Here is a 23,681-nt window from a genome sequence, read left to right as displayed (position 1 = left end):
CCCGGCCCGCTTGCGCGCGCCAGGACCGGCCTCGGGAGTATCCCGACTTACTTCTTTATCTGCGCGAACCACGGACGCACGTACTCGTCCGGGAACTGCGGCATGTCGACCTTGCTGCTCATTGCCCAGGCGACCGGCTGCTGGTGCAGCGGCAGGTAGAGCACCTGGTCATGGGTGATGCGGAAGGCATCCTTCAGCATCTCCACGCGCTTGGTCTCGTCAAGCTCGCTTGCGGCGGCATGAGCCAGCTTGTCGATATCAGGGTTGGACAAGCCGTCGGCGTTGCTGCCGCCGAAGGTGCCGTCATTGGTTGCCAGCAGCGCTTGCAGCGGGCTGAACCCGTCCATCGGCGGCAGCGAAGCCCAACCGAGAAGGTAGACGTCGAACTCGCCCTTGTCGGTCCTCGGGAAATAGGTCGTCTTGCTCTCGACGCTGACATTGGCCTGGACACCGATCTGCGCCCACATGGAGGCAACTGCAAGGCAGATCTGCTCGTCGGCGATGTAGCGGTCGTTGGGGCAGGCGAGGCCAGTCTTGAAGCCGTTCGGATAGCCGGCCTCGGCGAGCAGAGCCTTGGCCTTGGCGACATCATAGGGCAGCGGCACGTCGATCGATTCGTCGTAACCGGTCACCGCCGGTGCGACGAGCATGCCGGCCGTGCGCGACTTGCCGCGCATCAGGCGCTTCTGGATCGTGTTGGTGTCGATTGCGTGCCACAGAGCCTGGCGTACGCGCACATCGCGCAGCGGATTGGGCTGGCCCGGCGTCGCGTGAAGTTCCGGGCGGTAGCTGAAGACGAAGAAGATGGTGCGCAGCGACGGGTTTTCGACGACCTTCAGCCCATCGGTGGCCGAAATGCGGTCGATGTCCTGCAGCGGCACCGGCGCAATCATGTCGACTTCACCCGACAGCAGTGCTGCGACGCGGGTCGCGTCGGAGGCGATCGGACGGAACTCGACTTCGTCCAGATTGTGCTGCGGCTTGTCCCACCAGTCCTTGTTGACTTCGAAGACAGAGCGCGAATCCGGCTCGTAGGCCTTCAGCTTGAAGGCGCCCGTGCCGTTGGCATGGTTGCTGGCATAGGTGACGACGCCAGTCGAAGCGTTGCCCGGCTTCAATGCGTCATGCTCTGCCATCCACGGCTTGCTCATGATGTAGATGGCGGCAAGGTCGTTGAGGAGCAGCGGATAGGGTGCGCGCAGGATCAGGTCGACGGTATACTCGTCCACCTTCTCGACACCGACGACGGTGGAGAGGTTCTCGCGGTTGCGCGCACCGGGATCGATCTGGCGCTGGATCGTCGCTACGACGTCGTCGGCGTTGAAGGGCTGGCCTTCATGAAACTTCACGCCCTGGCGCAACTTGAAGCGCCAACGGGTGGGCTCGACAACTTCCCAGGAAGTGGCGAGTGCCGGCTCCAGCTTCAGGTCCTTGTTGCGGCGCACCAGCGGATCGAAAACCATGTGGTGTACGCTCTGGGTGAAGCTGTCGACCTGTGCGTTCGGGTCGTAGGAAATGACGTCGCCGGATGATGCCCAGCGCAGCGTCTCGGCAAATGCGGGCGCAGACAGAGGCGCCATGAGGGCGAGTCCGGCCAAAAGGGTCTTTATAGAGGTCTTCACTGGTTTCTCCCGTTTAACGTATACATATTGTCTTTGCTATTGGATACGAATGTTCCCATAAATAGTGTACATCTGATGCAAACAATATCAAGATGGCGAAAGTCGATTTGGCGCGCTTTGTCAAAAAAGAGCGCCAAAACCGGCAGCCGGAGAGGGAGCCTTCCATGACGAACGCACTACTGATTGAAAATGCCACGATCGTTACGATGGATTCGGGGCGGCACATTCTCGATCGCGGCCACATCCTGATCGAGAATGGGCGCATCGCTCAGATCGGCGACGGAAGCCTTGCTGGAGAAACGAATGCCGAGCGCATCGACGCCGCCGGCATGGTCGCAATGCCCGGATTGATCGATACCCATGCCCATGCCGGCCATATGCTGACCAAGGGGCTGGGCACCGACACCGAAGACTGGATGTCCGTGACCGGGCGAATCTACGCAACCGCGACCGATCCTGAATTCTGGGCGGCAGAAGCAGCGCTGTCGGCGGCCGAGAGGATCAAGTGTGGCACGACGACTGCGGCGCTGCTGTTTGGCGGCGGCCCGGATATCATGCGCAGCGAGACGCCCGAGGCGGCGGAAGCGCACCTGGCCTCGATCGCCGCCATGGGCGTGCGTGAGGTTCTTGCCGTCGGCCCCAACCGTCCCGGACAGGATCATGTCTATCGCCAGTATACGTCAACGTCCCATACCGACATCGTCGTCGATCCGGACCGGCAGATCGATGTGGCGACCGAGTTGGTCGACGCCTGGGACGGACGCGACGAGCGGCTGCAGGTCGTCTTTTCTCTGCCGGTATTCGATGAGCAGGAACTGCGCGACGAAACGGTATACAGGATCGCATGCAAGGTGCGCGATCGCGTGCGCGCAAGAAAAGGCCTTCTGGTGCAGGATGGCCACCGGGACGGATCCATTACTGCCAATGACGCGAGACTCGGCCTCTTTGACGAGCGGTCGCTTCTGGCCCACTGCATAGACCTGACCGATGCCGACCGGGCGGTGCTGAAGCGAACCGGTGCCAAGGTCGCACACAATCCGAGTGCACTGATGTCGGTCTATGGCCGTTGCCCGGCTCCGGAACTGATGGCGGACGGCGTTACCGTTTCGCTTGGCACCGATGCCGCGGCACCCGATCGACCGTTCGACATGTTCCGCAACCTGTTCCAGGCGCACCGCTACCACGCACGTCATTTTGGAGACGATGCGGTGTTGCCGCCTTTGCAGTTGCTTGAGATGGCGACGATCGAGGGCGCCCGCGCACTGATGATGGAAGACGAACTCGGCTCGCTTGAGGCGGGCAAGCGCGCCGATATCCTCCTTATCAACATGCGCCAGCCCCACCTCTGGCCGCCGCACGCCCCGGTGCAGCGCATTGCACGCTTCGCCAATGGCGCCGACGTGGACACGACCATCGTCGGTGGACGGGTGCTGATGCGTGGTCGACGCCTCGTCGGCCACGACGAAAATGCGATCCTGGATCGTGCGTTGCGTGCGTTTGAGATCGCCATGTCCCGCGCAGGACTGGGCGTTCGCAGCTGACACCGTGAAAAGCGAGGATATCAAGGTGACTGCAGACCTACTCATCCGCAATGCCCGTCCCTTCGGCGGTCCCCTCCAAGACCTTTGCATCCGCGACGGCCGGTTTGTTGCGGCAGATGGCGGGCGTGTGGCCATCGAGATCGACGCCGCCGGACAAGTCGCCCTGCCGGGGCTTGTCGAAGCCCATACACATCTCGACAAGACACTCATCGGCATGGACTGGTTCGAAAACCGGGTCGGTCCGACCCGCAACCACCGGATCCTGGCTGATCGCAACGCCAAGCGCGAACTCGGCATCAATGCCCGCCGGCAGTCTGCCCGTCAGATCATGCAGACGCTTGCCTACGGCGTCTTGAGCATTCGCAGCCATGTGGATGTCGATACCGAGATCGGCATTGCCAATATCGAAGGCGTCCTCGAAACGCGCGAGGCGATGCGCGATCTGGTCGATGTACAGATCGTGGCATTTCCGCAGAGTGGCATGCTGCCGCGCGAAGGCACGCTCGAACTGATGGATGCGGCACTGCGGGCCGGCGCCGATATCGTCGGTGGCATCGATCCCGCTTCCATCGAGCGTGATCCGGTGCGCCATATCGATGCAATCTTCTCCCTTGCCGATCGTCATGCAAAGCCGATCGACATTCATTTGCACGAGCCCGGTGACCTCGGTGCGTTCTGTCTCGAACTGATCATCGAGCGCACGCGCGCATTGTCGTTGCAAGGGCGGGTGATGGTAAGCCACGGCTATTGTCTGGGAATGCTCGATGTTTCACGACAGGCTGCCTTGATCGGCCGGCTGGCTGCGGAAGGCATTGCCGTCATGACCGTCGGGAGCCCTTCGGCGCCCGCATTGCCACTCAGGTTGATGCGTGAGAGCGGTCTCGCTGTCGCTTCCGGTAACGACGGCATTCAAGGCACCTGGGAGCCCTACGGAAATGGCGACATGCTGGAGCGGGCACGGTACCTGGCACAGCGCAATGGAATGGCCAATGATGTCGATCTCGAATATGCGGCTCGCGTCTGTACCTTCGGTGGTGCGGAAGCCATCGGGCTCGACGGTTATGGTCTCTCAGATGGCCGCTTCGGTGATCTGGTGCTGGTGCCGGCCCGCACCTTGGCGGAGGCTGTCGCGCTGACCCCGCACAAACGCACCGTCATCAGGCGGGGTCGTGTGGTCGTGGATCGTGGCGAACTGGCGGGTGACCTGCCGATCATCGAATGACGATGGGGCGGGGAGCCGGGCGAGCGAAAGAGGAGATCGACCGTCCGAAAGGTCGGCTGGCAGCCGCAGGAACGGCCGGTCCGCAGTGGCAGGCCGCGCTTTTGCCGCTTCGGAGGGGGTGATAATTGACTGTGCTCGGTCCCTTGGCAGTCTCTTTCGACAGCACGCCCGCTATTCTTCAGGTTCGTCATGACGTCCAATCCCAGTGATAGCAATTCAAAATCCGCGGCCTCCAAATCGGACTTGGTCTATCGCATCCTTAGGCGCGCAATCCTCGACCAGGCATTTCCCGCCGGAACGAAACTTCCCGAGGATTCGATCGGCGAGCGGCTGGGTGTGAGCCGTACGATCGTGCGCCAGGCGCTGGCCCGGCTGAACGGCGAGGGCTTGATCGAATTGCGTCCGAACAAGGGTGCCTGCGTCAGTCATCCCAGCCTTGAGGACGGGCACGATATCTTCGCGGTGCGGCGGTCGCTGGAGACATTGGTCGTTGATAGCCTGATCGGCAGGCTGACGCCGCCGAAGATCAAGGAGCTTGAGGCGCATGTCGATGCCGAGGACAAGGCAAGGGTCAGCAATCCAGCGATCTCGATTCAGCTCGCTGGAGAGTTTCACGTCCTGCTCGCAAGGTTGACGGAAAACGCGATTCTCCTGCGGTACGTCACGGAACTCGTTTCGCGCTCTTCGATGATTCTGTCGCTCTATGGGCGTCCCCATTCTTCCGATTGCGCCGTCTCCGAACACCGCGCCCTGATCGCCGCGCTTACGCGCAAAGATCGAGAAAAGGCATGCGAACTGATCGGCCATCATATCGGGGCTATCACGGCCCGGGCCCTACTGAAATGCAACGCCGAGGACGGCCTGCCGGATCTGCTTGCTACCTACGCGAAAGAAGAGGGGCTGTAATGCGCTCTGATGCGCTGCTTGTTTTGCTGCGGGGCGTCCCCAGATGCATGCGCGCAGTTCGTATGCAATCAATCTGATGCTTCGACCGCGTGAGGCACGTCTCCACAGTGACCGCGCGGCGGAGTTGGCTTATTCCGTTCGACGCCTACCATCTCGTCAAGCTTCTGATTCTTCGTCAAGATTCGTGTAGAAATCTTGCTGACCCTATTGGAGATTGACCTGTCCATCTCGATTTCCCCCAAGATTGTATGCGATTATTGGATACGATCTTGACATAATTGTGGATGCAATATAGCTCTATATCGGCGATTGGCACTGTCGGGGAGGGCAGCATGCGCAACGTACGTTTTGCCGGCCGGAGAGCCGGCGATGCTTTCCTGAAAAGCGATCGTTCCTACCGAAAGAGATATACCGGTGTCGGTGCTATCTGCGCGGCCGCGCTTTGCCGCGCATCGCCGTCGGTCCCCAGTGTGGTCGACGGCGAGCGTGTGTGCAGTCGCAGCGCTGAAGCGATGAGTTTTTCAAGAGGCAGCCAGGAGATCCGGACATGAACATCGATTTCACCACGCTTCCGCCTCCGGACCGCTATCGACTGCTGACCAACTTCATCGGCCCGCGTCCGATCGCCCTTGTTGGAACGCGTTCCGTCGCCGGCCATAACAATGCAGCGCCGATGAGCTTCTTCAACGTGTTCTCCCATGAGCCGCCACTGGTCGTGCTCGGGATCCAGAACCGTGGCAATGGCGACGAGAAGGACACCGTCGCCAACATCCGTCGAACGGGCGAATTCGTCGTCAACATGGTCGACATGGCGCTTGCCGACGCGATGATCGTCTGTGGCGTCAATTTCGCCTCGGAAGTCGATGAGCTCGATTTTGCCCGCCTGACGCCGATAGCGTGCGAACAGATCGATGCCGCCCGCATCGCCGAAAGTCCCTGCAGCTTCGAATGCAGGGTCGAGCAGATCCTCGACTATCACAAGCGTGTGCTGGTCATCGGCAGGGTCGTGCACATGCACATTCAGGACCGGTGTCTTGATCCGCAGGGGCGCTACGCGAACCCCGAGACCTATCAGCCGATCGCGCGGCTTCATGCCGACAATTACATCACGTCAGACCGACAGTTCGAACTTAAAAAGCCGGAGGACCTCCTGCCTCTGGAACATGCGCAAGTGAACCCCAGGCCGGAGAGGGCCGCTCAATGATCCGCATCCATGTCATCAATCCGAACTCGACCGCGTCAATGACCGAGCAGATCGCACGGGCGGCCGAGGCTGTGCGATCGGAAGGTTCCGTCATCGATGCGGAGACCGCAACCGGCACGCCCGTCTCGATCGAAGGCTACTCGGACGAGGCGATGGCCGTCCCGGCGATGCTGGCGGCAATCCGCGTTGCGGAGAAACGGGGTGCATCGGCGCACGTGATCGCCTGTTTCGATGACCCAGGTCTGGCGGCCGCGCGCGAAGTGGCGACCGGTCCGGTCATCGGTATCTGCCAAGCGGCGGTACAGGTGGCAATGACGGTGGCGACCCGCTTTGCAGTGATTACCACGCTGCCGCGGTCGGTGCCGGTGATCGAGGATCTCGTGAAGCACTATGGTGCTGCGTCGCGCTGCCGCCGCGTGCGCTCGGTGGACTTGCCGGTTCTCGCGCTGGAGGCCGACCCGGAAAGTGCGCGGCGGAAACTCCTCAGCGAAGCACGGGCGGCCATACGCGACGACGGCGTCGATGCCATCGTTCTTGGCTGTGCCGGTATGGCGGAGCTGTGCGATTGGCTCTCGCGTGAAGCCGGTGTACCGGTCATCGATGGCGTGGTGGCGGCCGTCAAGCTCGCCGAGGCCTTGGCGGGCGGCGGCTTTCGAACGTCAAAAGCCGGTGCCTATGCCTATCCCCGCGACAAGTCGGGTGATATCGCCACCACCCACTGAGCCAGGCCTCCGGCACTCCCGCGCCAACTGTTGCGGCATGTTCGAAGGCCGCACTCGCCTTCAAATCACGCTGCTCGGGCGATGGTGGCGCGGGTCGCTTCGGCCAGCCGGCGCACCCCTTCCTCGAGTTTTTCGGGCGCGTTCAATGTGAAATTGATCCGGACCGAGCGGCAATTTCGGCCCTCGGGATCGAAGACGCTGGACGGCGTGATACAGACGCCGTGTCCAAGCGCTTCACGCAAGAGAGCATCGGTATTCAATGCCGGGTCCCGGGCCGTGGCCCAGACGAACATGCCGCCTGTCGGTTTCTCCCATTCGAACAATTCGCCCAGATGCCTTTCCATGGCCGCGCAAAGCGCATCCCGGCGAGCGCGATAAAGCGCAAGGATACCCGGCAGCACGCGCTCGGGAAGGCCGGCGGCGAAAGCGTCCTGGGTAATGCGCTGAGACAAACCCGAGCTGCACATGTCCGAAGCCTGCTTGGCGCCGACGAGTGCCCTGATCATATCGGGGGCGGCGATGGCCCAGCCGATACGAAAGCCGGGCGCCAATTCCTTCGACAGCGTTCCGAGGTAGACGACCGGGCCGTCGTAGACCGTCTCATCTTTGCCGGAAAGGGTGAGCATGCGCGGCAAGGGAGTGCCGTCGTAGTAGAGCGTGCCGTAGGGATCGTCCTCGATCAGCCAGGTCCCGGCGGTAGCGGCCGCTGTGACAAGTGCGTGCCGATCCTCGACCCCGACAAGCCGGCCTGTTGGGTTCGAGAAATTGGGCACCGTATAGGCGAATTGCGCGCCACTCATTGCCGCGCCAGGGTTGAAATCACTAGCCTCCAGCCGCATCGGACGATAGGTCGGGTAGCGAGGTTTCCAGGCATCCAGTGCGCCCAGATAGGCCGGGGTTTGCGCCGCGATCAGCCCGCCTTGGTCCAAAAGCACCTTGCCGATCAGATCCAACGCCTGCATCCCGCCGGTGGTGATCAGCACGTTTTCGCGCGAAAGGCGTAGCCCCGGCGCGCTGAAACGCGTCGCGATCAGGTCGCGCAGTCCGGGCAGGCCCTCGATCGGGCTATAGGCCAGCGCCTCGCGCGGGTGATCTGCCACGGCGCTCGCCGCCAAGACTGAGAGGTCGGAGACCGGCCATGTCGACGGATCAGGCAGGCCGCCTGCCATGTTGATAAGGCCGGGGATCTGGCCGGCAGACAGGAACATCTGCGTGACATCGTTGCTTTCAGCCAGCCAGTTTGCAAATTTCGGACGCCGGGCGGAATGCTCCATGATCGCTCCTCAGATCGAATGCAGTAGACCGCCATCAACCGCGATGGCCTGGCCGGTGATGTAGGATGCTCGCGTCGAGGCGAGAAAGGCGGCGAGCGCCGCGAACTCCTCGGGCTCACCCAGTCGCCCCGCTGGTATCTTCGGTCCCATTGTCCCATTGTCGACACCCAGCTCGGCCATCCGGTCGGTGTTGGTGTAGCCGGGCAGCAGCGCGTTGACGGTGATGCCGGCTGCAGCAACCTCGCGCGACAAGGTGTTCAGCATTCCCAAAAGTCCGGCTCTAAGGCCGTTGGAAATGACCAGGCCCGGTTGCGGCTCTTTCGCGGCCACCGAAGTCACGGCGAGGATCCGCCCCCAGCGGTTCGCTTTCATCGCCGGAAGGACGGCCTGGATGCTGTCCACCGTGCTCATCCACAAGCCTTGGAAACCCTTGGTCCAGGCCGCCGCATCGGTGGCTTGAAAGCTGCCGGTGGGCGGTCCGCCAGTGTTGGTGACCAGGATGTCGACAGGGCGGTCAAGAAGCGTGCTCGCCGCAGTCACCAGTTCACCGCCCGCTCCAGGGGCAAAAAGGTCACCCGCAAGCGGCAGACACCCCGTCGCGTCGGCCGTTTGCCGCAGGGCGGCCTCGTTACGCGAAACGATCACGACCCGGGCGCCTTCGCGCGCAAGTTCCGCTGCGATCGCCCGGCCCAGTCCACGTGACCCGCCGAATACGAGGGCGGATTTTCCCTTCAGCTGCAGATCCATGTCAGACCTTCGGGTCCGGGTCTTTGGTGTTGTCGCGCGACACCTGCAGCAGCATTCGCCCGGAAGAGGCCAACCGCCGGAACTCTGCCGCGCTTTGATAGTCGGCATCCCGATACCAGGCCAACGCTGCGTCCCGATCCGGGAACTCCAGGAGAACCATGCGCTCGGCGAAGGCCGGACCGCCTTCGACCGTCTCGACCGTATCGCCACGAGTGAGGAACTTCCCGCCGTAGCGCGCCAGTGTTGGCGGCGTGAGTGCCGTGTATTTGCGGTAGGTTTCGGGGTCGTGAATGTTCATGGTGCATACGAAGTAGGCAGGCACGGTCGCTTCTCCCGTTTTCTGAATTTCACGGAGACAGTAGCCCGATATTCTTAGCACAACTCGGCGATCTCGGGCATTCACCCATTATTGTGCGCGTGATATCACTACGAATAAGTAGATTTTGAGAGTTTATCGCTCATGCCTGATCTCGACCTGATTGATCACAAGATCCTTGACGTCTTGCGCCGGGACGGGCGCATCTCGATGCTGGATCTTGCCGAGCGCGTTGGCCTTTCGGCCACGCCATGCGGCCGTCGCGTCAAGCGCATGGAAGATGCGGGGATCATCAAGGGCTATGCCGCCCGGATCGATCCGGTGGCGCTCGGGCTGACTGTCAGTGTGCTGTGCTCGGTGCGGCTGGCTCGGCACGGCACCGAAGGAACGGAGCAGTTCCTTTCAGCGATCGCCAAACGCCCGGAGATCACAGAATGCCTGCTGGTGGCAGGCAACGTCGATTATGTTCTGCGCATCTGGGTGCGCGATCTCGATGCGCTGGGGACGTTTATTCGGGATGTGCTTCAGTCGATCCCGGCCGTCGCCGAAACCACGACCATGGTGATCCTGAAGCACGACAACCCGTACTGGAAGGCGGGGCGATGACGGCGGTTCCATGCCGGGCGCCGCCATCATAAGGGCTGCGGCTCACGTCTCCGGGGCGGCCTCTGCGCGGGCACATCCGCGGATTTCTTCGAGCGAGCGCACGCCGAGGCGTTCCAAGAGCGCGTAGAGATCGTCGAGGAGGCGGGGGAAGTAATCCGGCCGGCTCATGCTGGCGGCGCCGATCTGCGCGAGATGGGCACCCGCCATGATGAACTCCACGACGTCCTCCGCCGTGGTGATGCCGCCGGCCCCGATCACCGGGCGCTTGGCGACGCTCGCAGCCTGCACGCAGCGCCAAAGCGCGAAAGGCTTCACGCCGGAGCCGGAGTAACCGCCAAAGCCGGTGGAACCGCAGACGAAGGTGCGCCGCTCGATGTCGATGCGTGCGCCTGGAATGGCATTGAATAGCACCGTTCCATCCGCGCCGCCTCGCTCCGAGGCGGAAACAAAATCCTCGATGATCATCTTGGCTGACGTGGCCGCCTTCGACCACAGCAGCACCTTGCCCTCGGCGGCCGCCGAAAGCGCGCGAAACATCTCCTCGTTCTGCTGGGGATTGTCCCAGTAGGAGGGTTCGCCGCGGCCGGCATAGGGGAAGTTGCCATTGACCTCGACGCCGGCGATGCGGCCGCTTTCGACACAGGCGCGGATCATCTCGACCAACTGCGCGCGCGTCGGCGCCTTGATGTTGACGAAGATCGGCACCTCTTCCGCCGGCAGGCGCGGCAGCGCCTCGGCAATGAAACGGTCGAGCGTCATGTTGTTGATGCCGAAGGCGGAGAGATAGCCGCTCTCCGTATGGGCAAAGCGGCGGCAGCGGTTCGGCTCACCCTGCCAGGGAAGGAAGGAGTTTGCGACGACGCCGCCGAGCCGGGTGATGTCGAAGACATCGAGATACTCGACGATGTTGCCGAACGTGCCTGCGGCCGACATGACCGGGTTCTTGAAGGTCACGCTGCCTGTGCCCATTGGTACGGTTACGGAAAGGTCCATGGCGGCGATCCTCAAATGAAGGGGGCGGAGGCGAATTGCAGGCGCACGAGGTTGACCCGCTTGAGCGCGAACCAGGGGCCGACGCGACAGCTCGCCTCGCCGTCCATGTTGTCCGAAACCGTTACGTGACAGCTCCGGCAGGCGCCAACGCCGCAACTCATGTCCATGTTGGCAAAGAGGTAGGGATTGGCGTCGGGGAACTCGACGATGAAGGCCTGAAGCCGCGCGGGTTCGAGTGCGAGGAAGACGGACGTCCATGCGAGACCAGCCTCCACGCGCTGGCGTAGATTCTGCCAGAGGTCCGCATCCGCCCCGGTGACGAGCACTGTCGCTCCGCGCTGCTCGAAGGGCGCGACGCGGTAGAGGAAGGCCGGCGTAGTGACGATGAGCGAACCGGCGCCCACGGACACGGCAGCGGTTTCGTTCGACCAGACTGTCAGCGCGTTGCCCGCCGCGGGTTCGAGGTCATCTGCCTCGAACTTTGCGACCAGCGCAGCACGGCCGTCCGCAAACGTCTCGACCGTCGCGATCCGGCAGCGAGGGCTGTGCCGGTCCTCCGAGAAGAGCACGGTCTCGCCGGGGCTAACCGATGCAAGGCCAGAAATTTCCAGCCGCAGCCAACGACGCGCGCCCTCGCGTCGCAGTTCGTGACAAGCCAGTACCTTGGTTTCACTGAGGAAGCGCATGGTGGCTCACCGTGCCATCAGCGTTGCGCCCGGGCCTGGCGGCAGGTCCCACAGCACCCAGAACACGAGCTGCAGCGCGAGAACGGCGAGGATGGCGAGTGCATAGGGCATGGCCAGCATCAGCGGCGTGCCGACCTTGACCGCCTCGGTGCCCTTGGGGCGCCACTTGTTGAGCAGGCCGATGACGAGGATGAGGAAGGGGTTGACCGGGCAGATCGCGTTCAGCGGTGCATCGCCGATACGATAGATCATCTGGGTCGCCGCCGGGCTGTAACCGAGCGCCAGCATCAGCGGCACGAAGATCGGCGCATACATGATCCACAGAACGCTTCCGGAAATGATGAAGAGGTTCGATACCGAAACGAGCAACAGGAAGAGGAAGATCGCGACACCCGGCGACGCCTGTGTGCCCTGCAGCATCACCACGCCGTAGCTGCCGATGTACTCGCCGATATGGCTGTCGTTGAAGAGCTTCAGGAAGATTACAGCCGCTGCGGAAACCACGAGGAAATAGGACATCGACGAGATGCCGTTCTTCATCCATTCCGCCGCCTCGCCGAGCGACGTCAGCCGGCCGGAAGCCCAGCCATAGGCAATGCCCGACAGCGCGAAATAGAGCGAGATCAGAACAACGATGCCGCCCATGAAGGGGGACTTCGGCACGATTTGACCGCCTTCGCCGCGCAGCGCTCCGCCTTCCGGCATAAGGGAGGCGAGGATCAGCCCGAGATATATAACCGTGAAGATGCCGGCTGCGACAAGGCCTCGACCCTCGCGGCCATGACCGGTGCCGGGTTCTTCAACGACTTCCGTTTCGATCTCCAGTTCGCTCACGCGGTTCGGCGCGAGCTTGGAGGGGACGAAGAAGTAGGTGATCAGCAGCATCGCCGCCGTCGCGGTAAACGCGCTGAACGCGTTGAAATACCAGTTCATGATCGGCGAGACGTTGGCTGCTGCCTCCGGCGGTAGAACGCTCGCGGTGATGCCCGAGAGCACCGTATCCGTCTGGTTGATGACCAGCGAAGCGGAGAAACCGGCGGTGTTGCCGACGAAGACCAGGATGATGCCGAGCCAGGGATTGAGGCCCATCTGGTAGAAAAGCGTCGCTGCGAGCGGCATCAGCACGAACATCGCCGCGTCGCCGAAGAGGTCGCCATTGATCGCCACAAACGAGACGACGCTGATGATCGCGAATTTCGGAACGCGCCGCAGAAGCCCGCGAATGACCGAGGAGAGGAAGCCGGAATGTTCGGCAACCGAAATACCCATCATCACGACCAGCGTGAGGGCGATCGGCGGGAAGCCGACGAGCAGTTTCGGAAATTCGACGATCAGGTTGGCGAAGTAGGCGGGCGTCAGGATGTTCTCGATCGCAACCGTCTTCGCCATGGCCTGGCCCGTGGCCGGATCCACGGTCGAGAAAGCCAGCGATACGCCCGCTTGCGCCAATGGGAAAGATGCCAGCGCCGTCAGTGCCGCCAGCGCCAGCAGCAGCGTGAAGGGCTCGGGCAGTCTGTTGATGATCCCTTCGAGCTTGTCGAATAAATTGCTGTCGCGCCTAGCGAGCGTCCCGTCCATGCTGTCCCACCCCATCCTCGAAATGCCTTCGATGGCCAAGTTATTTCGCAAGTGTCTGCGAAAGTGAAGGTCATGTCGACAGGAATGGCGCTAGTTTGTATACATTTATTTTAATTATTGTGCGCAATATAGAATGCTATTGGATTGCCGTCTCTACCGGCTGCACCTCTGTCAGCCCCAGTGGGTCGAGGTTCATGCTGATTTCCATGACCAGTTTGCGCCGAAGGGCGGTCGCGTAGTCGCCTGGGCCCGTCGTTGTCACGACAAAGGCTCCCGAACCGCCGATGACATTGTCGGCAAAATAGGACGCCAGGTGATAGCCGGGATTTTCGTCGCTTGCCGGGATGGCGATCGCGTTGATGGTGTATCCCTTTGCAATCGCGTTCCGTCTGCTTGACCGAACGGGGAGGCCGTCGTTGTTCTCGCCATTGCCGGAGATGTCGATGACTTTCCGCTCGGCCTTGCCCGGAAACTGGTCGAGAAGCAGGCTCGCGGCATCGATGGCAGAGGACACGGATGTCCCGCCTCTGCCGCCGCGGGTGAAGCCGGTATCGCCGTTTCTTCTGATCACGTCGGCGGCGGCTTCGGCATCTTCCAGTCCGCAGATCCTCGTCCATGGCAGCACGATTCTCTGGCGCCCGGGGCTTGCCCACTCAAAATAAGCGACGCCGACGCAGCCGAAGTAGTTTCGGGTAATGGCTGCAATGATCTCCGGCGACGTGAGCGCTGCGGCATGGCCGTTGCGTTGCAGGTTGGCGGTGTCCGCATCGACCGAGGACGAAAAATCGACGGCGAACACGATGGCGACGTCAAAGTCGGCGGCCTGTGCCGGCAGCGGCCCAAGCAGTGCGGCGGCAAGTGTTCCCGCCAATCTCAAGAATGAATTGCTCCCCATGACGAGCCCCCGGTCGGTTGGTTCCATCGATGCCGTGTCCGGCACTTCACTAGGCTTAGTCGATCGACCGTCACGGCGAGCTTGAATGGTTGGCGGTTTGGTTGACGCTAGCGTTATATTTGCATTAGCGTTTCATTATTTAACGGTGCCAGACGCCCGATGACGACCGACCAAGGCATGGCCAGACTCAGACTTTCTTTGCTCGGCGGCTTCCGGATCGAGGAGGAGCAACGCGGTCAGGTCCCTTTGACCGGCAAAAGAGTTCAGGCCATCATTGCCTATCTTGCCCGATGTCCGGGCATGGCTGCGTCCAGGGAGAAACTGGCCGGTCTGCTCTGGAGCGATAGCGACAGCGACCATTCGCGCAACAGCCTGAGGCAAACGCTCAGCCTTTTGCGGCGCGATTTCAGTCGGGCAGGCGTGGATTTGATCCAGGCGCAAAATGATACGATCGGCCTGAAGACGACCGCCATCGACATTGACGTCGAGGACTTTGAAGCGGGTTTGATGGCCCGCTCGCCGCAGGAGCTCGAGATGGCCCTGGCGCATTACGGCGGGCCGTTTCTCGATGGCTTCTACCTGGACAGCAACTCCTTCGACGATTGGGCAGCCTCCGAGCGAGAGAGGTTGCAGAACCGCGCAATCGAGTCGTATGAAAAGCTTGCGCGTCTCGTGGATGTGGAGACCGGCTTGGTTCTGGTCGATCGCCTGTTGGCCGTGGAGCCGACGCGGGAAGCATCCTACCGGCTCAAGATCGAATTGCTGATCGCCTGTGGCCGCCGCGACCAGGCGATGCGCGCATACGAGCTGTGCAGCAGCGTCATGAAGAAGGAGTTTGGTGTCGGGGTCAGCCCGGAGACCCGGGCGCTGTCGGACGCCATCGTGGCGCCCGCCTCGAAATCGGTTCGTCCACAGTCGGCAAATGGAGGCGCGGTCGGACAACACCACGGAAGCCCGTCGATCAGCGTTGCAGAATTCGTCAATCTGACGGGCGAGGGGGGAGACGATTACTTCGCGAGAGGTCTCGTGCAGGATATCGCCACGGCCCTGACCGCGGTTGCGGACTATGTCGTGCTCGCCGGACCCTCGCCCCAGGACAAGACCGTTCCGGGCGATGAGCCGAAAACGGCGGTCAGGGCTCGCTATGTGCTTAGCGGCAGCATTCAGAGATCCGGTGATGACCTGCGGGTGAACGTCTTGCTTGTCGATGTCTCCGGCGGCCACAACGTCTGGGCCCAGAAATTCGACGGCCACTCGGAAAATGCACTCAGGTTCCAGGACCGCATCGCACAGGCGGTCGTGCTGGCCGTGATCCTCGAACTACAGATGACGAACTGGAAAGTGCGCGACAAGAGCCCTCCCGGCAGCTCGGAGGTGCGCCGGCTCGTGAACGAAGCTCTGATGAAGTACTTCGAGATGACGCGGGATTCGCTGCTGACGGCGATAGAGCTTGTCGAGATGGCGCTCGCAATCGAACCTCACAACGCCCGCGCAAAGCGCACGCTGTCCGTGGCAATGACCATGGCCCTTGCCTTTGGCGCCCTTCCCTCAAAGCAGGGATACCTGGAACGTGCGTTGGAGCTGGCGCAAGCTGCGGTGCGCGCGGTGCCGGATGACGAAATTGCCCGGGTCATCCTCTCCTTCGCCCTTTTGTCGGATGGCCGGATCGATGAAGCGATTGTCGAGTGTCGCCATGCAATCGGTCTCAACCCGAGTTATCCCAGTGCGCGGGGCGATCTTGCCGAACTCTATGCCTTGCGCGGGCAGGTGAGCGAGGCATTGCACGAAGCGAGCGAAGCAATCCGTCTCGGGACCCATGACGTGATCGATTTCTGGCGCCACCACAGCATGGCCGTGGCGCTGTTTGCCGGCGGTAAGGATCGGCGTGCCCTGGAGGTTGCCCGCAAGGTTGTCAGGACCAAGCCCGGCTTCGTTCGTGGCGCGCTCTATTGGGCCGCCGCCGCTGCCGCCACCGGAAACACGGAAGAAGCGTCCCGGGCCATGCATCATTGCCTCTCACAGCTCCCGCATCTCAACCTCGGCAATGTCTGCCCGGGTTTCATGCCGCGCTACGTGAAGGATCATCACCACGCGCGCTTCCTGGAGATGCTGTCGCGCGCCGGTCTTCCGAGAGCGGAAAGAGCGCTTCCTTGAGAACGGTCCAGGCGGCGGGAATTTGCGCTTTGAACGGCTGCCCCACCGAACGTTCAGTGGGGCAACCGGAAACATTATGCAGCGGAACGCTGTCCGACCGCGACCGCGAGACGTCTTGCCCGCTCGAGGCATGCCGGCTGCTGATCGGCGAAGCGCTCGGCGCCGATTTCCATGATCAGCGTCGTGTCCGGAAGGAAGGTCAGTTCGGAAAAGATGTCATCCCAGGCAATGTCGCCCCAGCCGATCGGCAGGTGCAGGTCGCCGATCCCAAGCGCGGTCGCTTCGGCCGGGTGATAGAAGCGGTTCATGGAGTAGGGCAGGCCGAAGCTGTCATGAACGTGCAGGTGACCCGTCACCGGCGCCATCGCCCTCAGTTCGTCGCGGAAATCCAGCCCGCGATGCGTTGCTTCGATATAGGCATGCGAGAAGTCGATGAGTGCGACGACGTTGTTCGAACCGATCGCCCGCACCGTTTCGGCGACCTGGCTCGGCGTCTGCCGGTACTGGCCGCTTTCCGTCGTGAAGATGTTCTCGAGTGCGATGCGGACGCCGTAACCTTTGGCGACCTCGGCCATTTCCGCGAGCGCGTCGCGTTCCATCCTGTCGAGATCAGCGGCGTTCTCTCCGGCGGCAAGCTGTGCTGCGCCGGAGTGGTGGACGAGGATCCCCGCACCGAGCCTGTCACACAGTTCGAGCATCGCCCGCACGACCTTCTTCTGCAGATGGTGGTGCTGGCGATCCATGAAGTTGGATACGATCTGGCCGTGCAGCGAAAGCTTGTTGAAGGTGTACTTCTTGGTGATCTCGGCGACCCGGTGGACGCGGTCTTCGATGATGCGGCCGCCGCTGACGATCTCTTCTCCATAGATCCCGATCTCGCAGGCGTCGGCGCCCGTCTCTGCAACTTCGCGCAGAGAGGCATCAAGGGTCGAAAGGTCGCCCTTGCCCGTCCGGTTGCAGAATCCGACGGCGGAAATGATATCGTTCATCACGGTTTCTCCTGATTTGTTGAAGTGATCAGACTGCTTGGAGTGTCGGTTGGCTGGCGGAATTGCGGACAGTGCGCGGCTCCAGATCGACCTCGATCCTTCGGCCGGTCTCCTTGTCAAAGAGGTGCAGGTGCGCGAGCGGCAGTTCCAGGCTGATCCTCTCGCCCGGCCGCACGCGCGTGTGCTCGTCGACTGTGGCCGCGAAGGGATAGCCGTTCAATTCCGAGTGGATGACACGGCCGGAGCCGAGTTCCTCGATGAAATCCACCTTGATCGAGACGCCTTCAGGCGCAACGACGCATTGTTCCGGGCGAATGCCGACCGTGATCTGTCTTGCGCCCAGTCGGGTGGCCAGGCCTCTGTCGATCGGCATCTTCGTGCCGCCGAAAGTGAGGCAGGCGTTGTCGACGTCGACCAAGGCATCGAAAAGGTTCATAGCCGGAGAGCCGATGAAGGATGCGACGAAGATGCTTGCAGGACGGTGGTAGATGTCGAGCGGCTGGCCGACCTGTTCGACCACGCCCTTGTTCATCACGACCAGCTTGTCGGCCAGCGTCATCGCTTCCACCTGGTCGTGGGTGACGAAGATGGACGTTGCCTGGAGGCGCTGATGCAGTTTGCGGATCTCGGCCCGCATGGTGACGCGAAGCTTGGCGTCCAGGTTCGACAGCGGTTCGTCGAACAGGAACACGTTCGGCTCGCGAATGATCGCGCGCGCCATGGCGACGCGCTGCCGTTGACCGCCGGAAAGGGCAGCGGGTTTGCGATCGAGATAGTCGGAAAGTCCGACGATCTTGGCTGTTTCCTCGATCCGACGCAGGCGCTCCGCCTTCACTACGCCGGCCACCTTCAGGGCATAGCCGATGTTTCCGGCCACGGTCATGTGCGGGTAGAGGGCGTAGTTCTGGAACACCATGGCGCAGCCGCGTTCGCGCGGTTCGAGCCTGTTGACGACCTTTCCGTTGATGGCGATCTCACCGGCGGTGATGTCCTCCAGCCCCGCGATCATACGCAGAAGCGTCGATTTTCCGCAGCCGGACGGGCCGAGGATCACGACGAATTCTCCCGACGCGAAGGCGAGGTCGATGCCATGCAGGGTAGGGGATTTTCCGTAGGATTTACGCACGGCGCGAATTGCGATGTCAGCCATGAGCGCGGACCTCTCTGTCTGTTCTGTTTGGGGAAAGCGGGGTCATTTTTCCGTCGCCACGAGGCCGCGAACGAACCACCGCTGTAAGACGGCGACGACGATGAGCGGAGGCAGCATGATGATCAGAGAACCGGCGAGCGTCACGTTCCAGTCCGGCGTACCGTTGTCGGCGGGCAGGAGCGCAACCAGCGACATCATCGTGGTCTTGTACTGCGGGTCCGTCACCATCAGGAGGGGCCAGAGATACTGGTTCCAGCCGTAGACGAACATGATCGTGGTCAGCGCCAGCATGTTGGTGCGCGAGAGCGGCAGCAGCATGTCGATGAAAAAGCGGATCGCGCCAGAACCGTCCATGCGTGCCGCCTCCGCCAGTTCGTCCGGCAGGGTCAGGTAGAACTGGCGGTAGAGGAAGGTCCCGGTCGCCGTGGCGATCAGCGGCAATGTGAGGCCGGCATAGGAATTGAGAAGGTTCCAGTCGACGGAGATCTCGAAGCCGGTGACGGCGGAAATCAGCAATCGGATTGGTTGGAACAGATCGGCGGCAACCGCATAGGTTGGCACCACGCGCACTTCGAGCGGCAGCATCAGGGTGATGAACACCATCCAGAAGAAAAAGCCTTTGAGCGGTGTTCGGAAGAACACGATGGCGTAAGCCGTCAGCGCTGACAGCGCCACTTTGCCGACCGTGACGAGGCTCGCCATCACGAAGCTATTCAGCATCGCCGTCCCGAGGCTGGCGCGCGACCAGGCCGCGCGCATGTTCTCGAAGAGGCGATCCTGCGGCACGAAGCTGAAGGGGATGGCGTTGACCTGCTGGAATGTCTGGCTGGCGCCCGACACGATGACGATGAAGGGGCCGATCAGCAGCAGGAAGCCGAAGATCATCACGCCATAGGTCAGCGCGTTGGCAAAGGGGGTCCGCTGGATCATGGGAGTCTCACTTGTAATGGACCTGGCGCTCGATGAAGCGGAACTGGATGAAGGTGAAGATCATGATGAGGCCGATGAGCACGAGGCTCTGGGCCGACGCGCCGGAGTAGTTCAGGCCGCGGAACGCCTCCTCGACAATGCGATAGACCATCACGTCGGTGCCGTGGTTCGGGCCGCCATCCGTCGTGCGGGCGACGATGCCGTAGGTATCGGCGCCGACGAAGCCCTCGGTCATCATGATGACCAGCAGGAAGAAGAGCGTTGGCGCCAGCAAAGGTATCTGGATATCGACCGCGCGGCGGATCGGGCCGCAGCCGTCCATCGCGGCCGCCTCGATGAGCGCGCGCGGAACCGACTGCAGGCCGGCGAGCAGGAAGATGAAGGTGTAGCCCGCCCACTTCCAGGCAAAGACGACAATGACGAGGATGAGGGCGTGGCTGCCATACTTGGCCGGGTTCCAGAAGTCAGGAAAGACGGCGTTGACCGATGCCATCATCCCGCGCTCCGGCGACAGGATGAAGCGGAAGGCCATGCCGGCTGCGGGCCCCGCAATTGCATAGGGCAGAATGTAGAGGAACCGGAACGGCGCAGAGCCCGGCAATTGCCGGTCGACAGCAAGGGCAAGAACAAGGCCGATGAAAATGGTGGCAAGCGTGCCGCAAAGGGCAAATGCGAGGCTGATGCCAACGGAGTTCCAGTAGAGCGGATCGGCAAACACTTCCTGGAAATTGGCAAGGCCGACGAATTCGGCGGCACCGCCGAACGGCGGCTCCAGCGTGAAGGCCCATCGCAACACGGCGACCGCTGGCCAGTAGAAAAAGAGCAGGATCAAAATGATCTGCGGCAGGGCGAAGAGGCTGGGCAGCCACCAGCTGCGAAAGGCCGCGCGCTTGTCCATATGTCGAAATTCCAATGCGCAAGAACAGAGATCGGAGCCCGCCGATATTGCGGCGGGCTCCGGGCGGATCAGATGTCAGTTCAGCGTCTGTCCGGCGTAGGTCTTCTCGAAACGGCGCAGAACGGCGTTGCCGCGTTCAACCGTTTTGTCGAGTTMGGCCTGTACGTCTGCGTTCTGCATGAAGATCGCTTCGAGGGCGGTTGCGAATTCCTTGCGGATTTGCGTGAAGCCGCCGAGGCGAATGCCGCGGGTGTTTTCCGAGGTCGGGGTGAACGACAGGCTCTGGATCGCGAGTTCGCGCCCCTTGTAGGGAGCCTTGTCGTAGAAGCCATTGGCCTTCATGGCGTCGAAGCCGGTCTTGGTCACCGGGATGTAGCCCGTCACCGTCGACCACCACTCGGCCATCTCCGGCGTCGCAAGGTAGTTGAGGAAGGCGGCAGCGCCCTTGTATTCCGCCTCCGGACGGCCGGCGAGCACCCAGAGCGATGCGCCGCCGACGAGCGAGTTCTGCCGCTCCGTGCCCTTCCATACGGGCAACATGGCAACTTCCCACTTCACGCCCTCGGGAAGGGTCTTGCCGATCGTGCCGTGGTCGGCGACCGAGGTCTGGATCATCTGGCAGGTCTGGGACGTGAAGGCCGGGACGATATCCATGCCGAGTTGCTTGGTCTTGACCACGAAGAGCTTCTCGTCGGCCATCTTCTTGAAGAACTTAACGTGATCCACGAACTTGGTCTTGTTCACGACAAGTTCAGCGTCCAACCCATTGTAACCATTGCCCTTCGTGGCAAGCGGCTGGTTGTGGATTGCGGAGAACTGCTCCATCAGCGGCCAGGTGTCGAAGTTGAACGCCAGCGGGCACTCGAAGCCGGCCGCCTTCAGTTTGCGGGCTGCCTCCTCGACCTGTTCCCAGGTGTCCGGCTTGAAGTCGATGCCGGCCTTCTGGAAGGCGTCGACATTGTAATAGAACATCGCGGTGGAGGAGTTGAACGGGAAGGAGTTCAACTCGCCCTTTGCCGTTGCGTAATAGTTGGCGATGCCGCCGAAATAATTGTTCCAGTCGATGGTGTAGCCGTTGTCGGCCATCAGCTTCTTGGCGGGCACGAAGGCGCCGGAGAGCATCATGTCGAGCGTGCCGGCATCGTAGATCTGGGTGATTGCCGGCTGCTTCTTGGCACGGTAGGCGGCAATCGTGTTCTGCAGGGTCGTGTCGTAACCGTTTTGAGAGGTGCAGACGATCTCGAATTCGGACTGGCTGTCGTTGAACTTCTTGCAGGCATCCTGGACGCGTTCGCCAAGATCACCCGAAAGGCCGTACCAGAATTCGAATTTCGTCTTCTCGGCTGCGGCTGCCGGCGCGCCAAACGCGACGCTGGCCATCAGGCCGATAAATACGGACGTAGTGACGGAGACTCTCATTTGCAAAACGCTCCTTGCAGATTGGCGGACACCAGGATCGGTGGCACGAATGAAGCCGGGCGCTTGCTAACAGTTGAGTGTGACAGTCCTTGCCAATCTGCATGATGGAAAAATGAAAGTTTGATTACGCTTTGAGGAGGCGGCGCGCGCTCTCGTTGCGCCGCCTCCGTTTCTCAGGCGGTAGTCGTTGACCCGGTGTCGGATGGCGCCAGGCTGACAGCCGGAGCGACAAGCCCCGAGCCGCGATTACCGCTCGGGCGAGTGCCGCAAACTTCCCTCGAGGCGGAAGAACTGCCCCTGAAGGGTCGTGAAGAAGGAAAGCGATCGCCCTGCCTGAAAGTCATCGACGTGGACGACGGTCGAGCCGTCCGCTTCCTGCCAGGAGATCGCATAGATCTCTTCGCTGAGCCGGCGCCATTGAAATTCAACGGTGCCGGATGCGCCCGTCATCGGACCGGACGTAATCTCATAATAGAGCGTGCGTCCGTCGGTGCTGTAGGCGTTGATAGCCACCAAATCGCCGTAGTCGACTTCAAAACGCTTCCCAGCGTGAGGAAAGGCCTCGGTCATTTTCTCATCTCCGTCAGTAAGTTATCTGGGTTTCCCAACGTCCTGCACCGCTTATCGAAGTGCCGGCGCCGCGTTTTTCGCGCGGGTTCCGATGAGCACCAGAACCAGGCCGGCAGTTGCCAGCAAGCCGCCGGCAATCGGAACGGCTTCGTAGCCGAGGCCCGCGCTGAGGGCGCCGCCACCGACTGCCGCTCCCACCGCATTGCCGAGGTTGAATGCGCCGACATTGATCGACGAGGCGAGACCCGGCGCCTCGGCCGCCGCCTGCATGACCCGCATCTGCACTGGTGGCACGATCGCGAAGGTGGCCGCCCCCCAAACGAGGAGCCCGATCGCCGCGCCGACATGGGTCGTCAGAGCCAAGGGCAGGAGCAGCATGATGACGGCGAGAGCGGCAAGAAAGATCTTCGTTGCCCCATCCAGCGACCAGTCGGCCAGCCGGCCGCCGAGGCCGTTGCCGATGGTGAAGCCGACGCCGATCAAGACGAGTGCGAGCGTGACGAAGGTCTCGGATGCGTGCGTGAGCTCAGACAGCACGGGCGCGACATAGGTGTAGAGCGTGAACATCGCCCCGGCGCCCATGACCGTTGTCGCCATGGCCAGCAGCACGACCGAGCGGGTGATCACCTTCAACTCCTTTGCGACGTCCGGCATCTTGCCCGCCTCGCCACGTGGCAGGGACAGCCACAGGGCGGTGATGGCGACGACGCCGAGAACCGCCGTTCCGGCAAACGACATGCGCCAGCCAATCTGCTGGCCGATCCAGGTCGCTGCAGGAACGCCGCCAATATTGGCGATCGTCAGGCCCATGAACATGGTGGCGACAGCACTTGCGCGCTTTTCCGGCGATACGATGCTTGCCGCCACAATCGAACCGAGGCCGAAGAAAGCCCCGTGGTTGAGGCTCGTCACGAGCCGGGCCGCGAGCAAGGTCCAATAGTCGGGCGCGAAGGCCGAGAGAATGTTGCCGAGCGTGAAGATGCCCATGAGCAGCATCAGCGCCGTCCGCTTGCCAAAGCGGCCAAAGGCCAGCGTCATGATCGGCGCACCGACCATTACGCCGATGGCATAGGCGCTGACGAGGAGACCGGCCGTCGGAATCGATACGCCGACGCAATCAGCAATGACGGGCAGGAGGCCCATCGGCGCAAATTCGGTGGTGCCGATGCCGAAGGCACCGATCGCGAGCGCGAGAAGCGGCCAGTTGAAACCAGCCGCCGGCGCCGCACTTTCCTGTGCGTTTGTAGCACTCATTGCGA

The 23,681-nt window shown here is 62.0% G+C and carries 22 protein-coding genes; 7 read left to right on the top strand and 15 right to left on the bottom strand.

The window, feature by feature from the left end:
- Positions 1–47: 47 nt before the first annotated feature.
- A complete protein-coding gene (locus AB4Z53_RS19090) occupies positions 48–1,622 on the bottom strand; it encodes an ABC transporter substrate-binding protein (protein ID WP_113541235.1) in 1,575 nt (524 codons plus the stop codon).
- Between the two features lie 164 nt (positions 1,623–1,786).
- Here AB4Z53_RS19090 and AB4Z53_RS19085 point away from each other — a divergent pair, with 164 nt between their 5' ends.
- The 5 genes from AB4Z53_RS19085 to AB4Z53_RS19065 all read left to right on the top strand — a co-directional run bounded on the left by AB4Z53_RS19085 (position 1,787) and on the right by AB4Z53_RS19065 (position 7,217).
- On the top strand, positions 1,787–3,163 hold the full coding sequence (locus AB4Z53_RS19085; RefSeq protein ID WP_441597158.1) for an amidohydrolase family protein: 1,377 nt from the start codon (positions 1,787–1,789) through the stop codon (positions 3,161–3,163).
- Between the two features lie 25 nt (positions 3,164–3,188).
- The gene (locus AB4Z53_RS19080) at positions 3,189–4,385 is read left to right on the top strand and encodes an amidohydrolase (RefSeq protein ID WP_441597156.1); all 1,197 of its coding nucleotides are present in this window, start codon (positions 3,189–3,191) and stop codon (positions 4,383–4,385) included.
- 243 nt (positions 4,386–4,628) lie between these two features.
- Positions 4,629–5,291, top strand: coding sequence for a GntR family transcriptional regulator (locus AB4Z53_RS19075; protein WP_441597154.1), 663 nt, complete (start codon positions 4,629–4,631; stop codon positions 5,289–5,291).
- 547 nt (positions 5,292–5,838) lie between these two features.
- Entirely contained in the window at positions 5,839–6,495 is a 657-nt protein-coding gene (locus tag AB4Z53_RS19070; RefSeq protein ID WP_113541232.1) for a flavin reductase family protein, read from the top strand.
- The gene (locus tag AB4Z53_RS19065; protein WP_441597318.1) at positions 6,495–7,217 is read left to right on the top strand and encodes an aspartate/glutamate racemase family protein; all 723 of its coding nucleotides are present in this window, start codon (positions 6,495–6,497) and stop codon (positions 7,215–7,217) included. The genes AB4Z53_RS19070 and AB4Z53_RS19065 overlap by 1 nt, the downstream gene beginning before the upstream one ends.
- 65 nt (positions 7,218–7,282) lie before the next feature.
- Here the strand turns inward: AB4Z53_RS19065 and AB4Z53_RS19060 are convergent, their stop codons facing one another.
- From AB4Z53_RS19060 to AB4Z53_RS19050, 3 genes are all read right to left on the bottom strand, one after another.
- Positions 7,283–8,425, bottom strand: coding sequence for an aminotransferase-like domain-containing protein (locus tag AB4Z53_RS19060; protein WP_441597152.1), 1,143 nt, complete (start codon positions 8,423–8,425; stop codon positions 7,283–7,285).
- A 75-nt stretch (positions 8,426–8,500) separates the two neighbouring features.
- Positions 8,501–9,238: an SDR family oxidoreductase gene (locus tag AB4Z53_RS19055; RefSeq protein WP_441597150.1), complete on the bottom strand. Its 738-nt coding sequence runs from the start codon at positions 9,236–9,238 to the stop codon at positions 8,501–8,503.
- Between the two features lies 1 nt (position 9,239).
- Positions 9,240–9,560, bottom strand: coding sequence for a DUF1330 domain-containing protein (locus tag AB4Z53_RS19050; RefSeq protein ID WP_441597148.1), 321 nt, complete (start codon positions 9,558–9,560; stop codon positions 9,240–9,242).
- A gap of 138 nt (positions 9,561–9,698) precedes the next feature.
- Between AB4Z53_RS19050 and AB4Z53_RS19045 the strand changes: the two genes are divergently transcribed.
- Entirely contained in the window at positions 9,699–10,160 is a 462-nt protein-coding gene (locus tag AB4Z53_RS19045) for an Lrp/AsnC family transcriptional regulator (protein ID WP_113541228.1), read from the top strand.
- A gap of 42 nt (positions 10,161–10,202) precedes the next feature.
- On the opposite strand, the gene AB4Z53_RS19040 is transcribed toward AB4Z53_RS19045, so the two are convergent.
- The 4 genes from AB4Z53_RS19040 to AB4Z53_RS19025 all read right to left on the bottom strand — a co-directional run bounded on the left by AB4Z53_RS19040 (position 10,203) and on the right by AB4Z53_RS19025 (position 14,339).
- Positions 10,203–11,153: a hypothetical protein gene (locus AB4Z53_RS19040; RefSeq protein ID WP_441597146.1), complete on the bottom strand. Its 951-nt coding sequence runs from the start codon at positions 11,151–11,153 to the stop codon at positions 10,203–10,205.
- 11 nt (positions 11,154–11,164) lie between these two features.
- Complete coding sequence (locus tag AB4Z53_RS19035; RefSeq protein WP_223729394.1) at positions 11,165–11,839, bottom strand: iron-sulfur cluster-binding protein; 675 nt, start codon at positions 11,837–11,839, stop codon at positions 11,165–11,167.
- 6 nt (positions 11,840–11,845) lie between these two features.
- On the bottom strand, positions 11,846–13,417 hold the full coding sequence (locus AB4Z53_RS19030) for an AbgT family transporter (RefSeq protein ID WP_441597144.1): 1,572 nt from the start codon (positions 13,415–13,417) through the stop codon (positions 11,846–11,848).
- A 136-nt stretch (positions 13,418–13,553) separates the two neighbouring features.
- A complete protein-coding gene (locus AB4Z53_RS19025; protein ID WP_441597142.1) occupies positions 13,554–14,339 on the bottom strand; it encodes a DUF1194 domain-containing protein in 786 nt (261 codons plus the stop codon).
- A gap of 150 nt (positions 14,340–14,489) precedes the next feature.
- Here AB4Z53_RS19025 and AB4Z53_RS19020 point away from each other — a divergent pair, with 150 nt between their 5' ends.
- Positions 14,490–16,466: a BTAD domain-containing putative transcriptional regulator gene (locus tag AB4Z53_RS19020; protein ID WP_441597140.1), complete on the top strand. Its 1,977-nt coding sequence runs from the start codon at positions 14,490–14,492 to the stop codon at positions 16,464–16,466.
- Positions 16,467–16,540: 74 nt separating this feature from the next.
- Here the strand turns inward: AB4Z53_RS19020 and AB4Z53_RS19015 are convergent, their stop codons facing one another.
- The 7 genes from AB4Z53_RS19015 to AB4Z53_RS18985 all read right to left on the bottom strand — a co-directional run bounded on the left by AB4Z53_RS19015 (position 16,541) and on the right by AB4Z53_RS18985 (position 23,676).
- A complete protein-coding gene (locus AB4Z53_RS19015) occupies positions 16,541–17,455 on the bottom strand; it encodes a TIM barrel protein (RefSeq protein ID WP_291159888.1) in 915 nt (304 codons plus the stop codon).
- Positions 17,456–17,483: 28 nt separating this feature from the next.
- Complete coding sequence (locus tag AB4Z53_RS19010; protein WP_441597139.1) at positions 17,484–18,605, bottom strand: sn-glycerol-3-phosphate import ATP-binding protein UgpC; 1,122 nt, start codon at positions 18,603–18,605, stop codon at positions 17,484–17,486.
- A gap of 42 nt (positions 18,606–18,647) precedes the next feature.
- The gene (locus tag AB4Z53_RS19005; protein WP_441597137.1) at positions 18,648–19,535 is read right to left on the bottom strand and encodes an ABC transporter permease subunit; all 888 of its coding nucleotides are present in this window, start codon (positions 19,533–19,535) and stop codon (positions 18,648–18,650) included.
- A gap of 7 nt (positions 19,536–19,542) precedes the next feature.
- The gene (locus AB4Z53_RS19000; RefSeq protein ID WP_441597135.1) at positions 19,543–20,433 is read right to left on the bottom strand and encodes a carbohydrate ABC transporter permease; all 891 of its coding nucleotides are present in this window, start codon (positions 20,431–20,433) and stop codon (positions 19,543–19,545) included.
- Positions 20,434–20,508: 75 nt separating this feature from the next.
- Positions 20,509–21,852 (bottom strand): extracellular solute-binding protein, encoded by a 1,344-nt coding sequence (locus AB4Z53_RS18995; protein WP_441597133.1) that lies wholly within the window; start codon positions 21,850–21,852, stop codon positions 20,509–20,511.
- Positions 21,853–22,098: 246 nt separating this feature from the next.
- Positions 22,099–22,422 (bottom strand): MoaF-related domain-containing protein, encoded by a 324-nt coding sequence (locus AB4Z53_RS18990; RefSeq protein WP_441597131.1) that lies wholly within the window; start codon positions 22,420–22,422, stop codon positions 22,099–22,101.
- Positions 22,423–22,473: 51 nt separating this feature from the next.
- Entirely contained in the window at positions 22,474–23,676 is a 1,203-nt protein-coding gene (locus tag AB4Z53_RS18985) for an MFS transporter (RefSeq protein ID WP_441597129.1), read from the bottom strand.
- Positions 23,677–23,681 lie beyond the last annotated feature (5 nt).

It is taken from the genome of Ensifer sp. 2TAB8 (assembly GCF_052115125.1).
In the GTDB taxonomy this organism is placed as follows: domain Bacteria; phylum Pseudomonadota; class Alphaproteobacteria; order Rhizobiales; family Rhizobiaceae; genus Ensifer.
The sequence above is the reverse complement of the archived record's forward strand: the minus strand, read 5'-3'. Positions and strand labels throughout refer to the sequence as shown.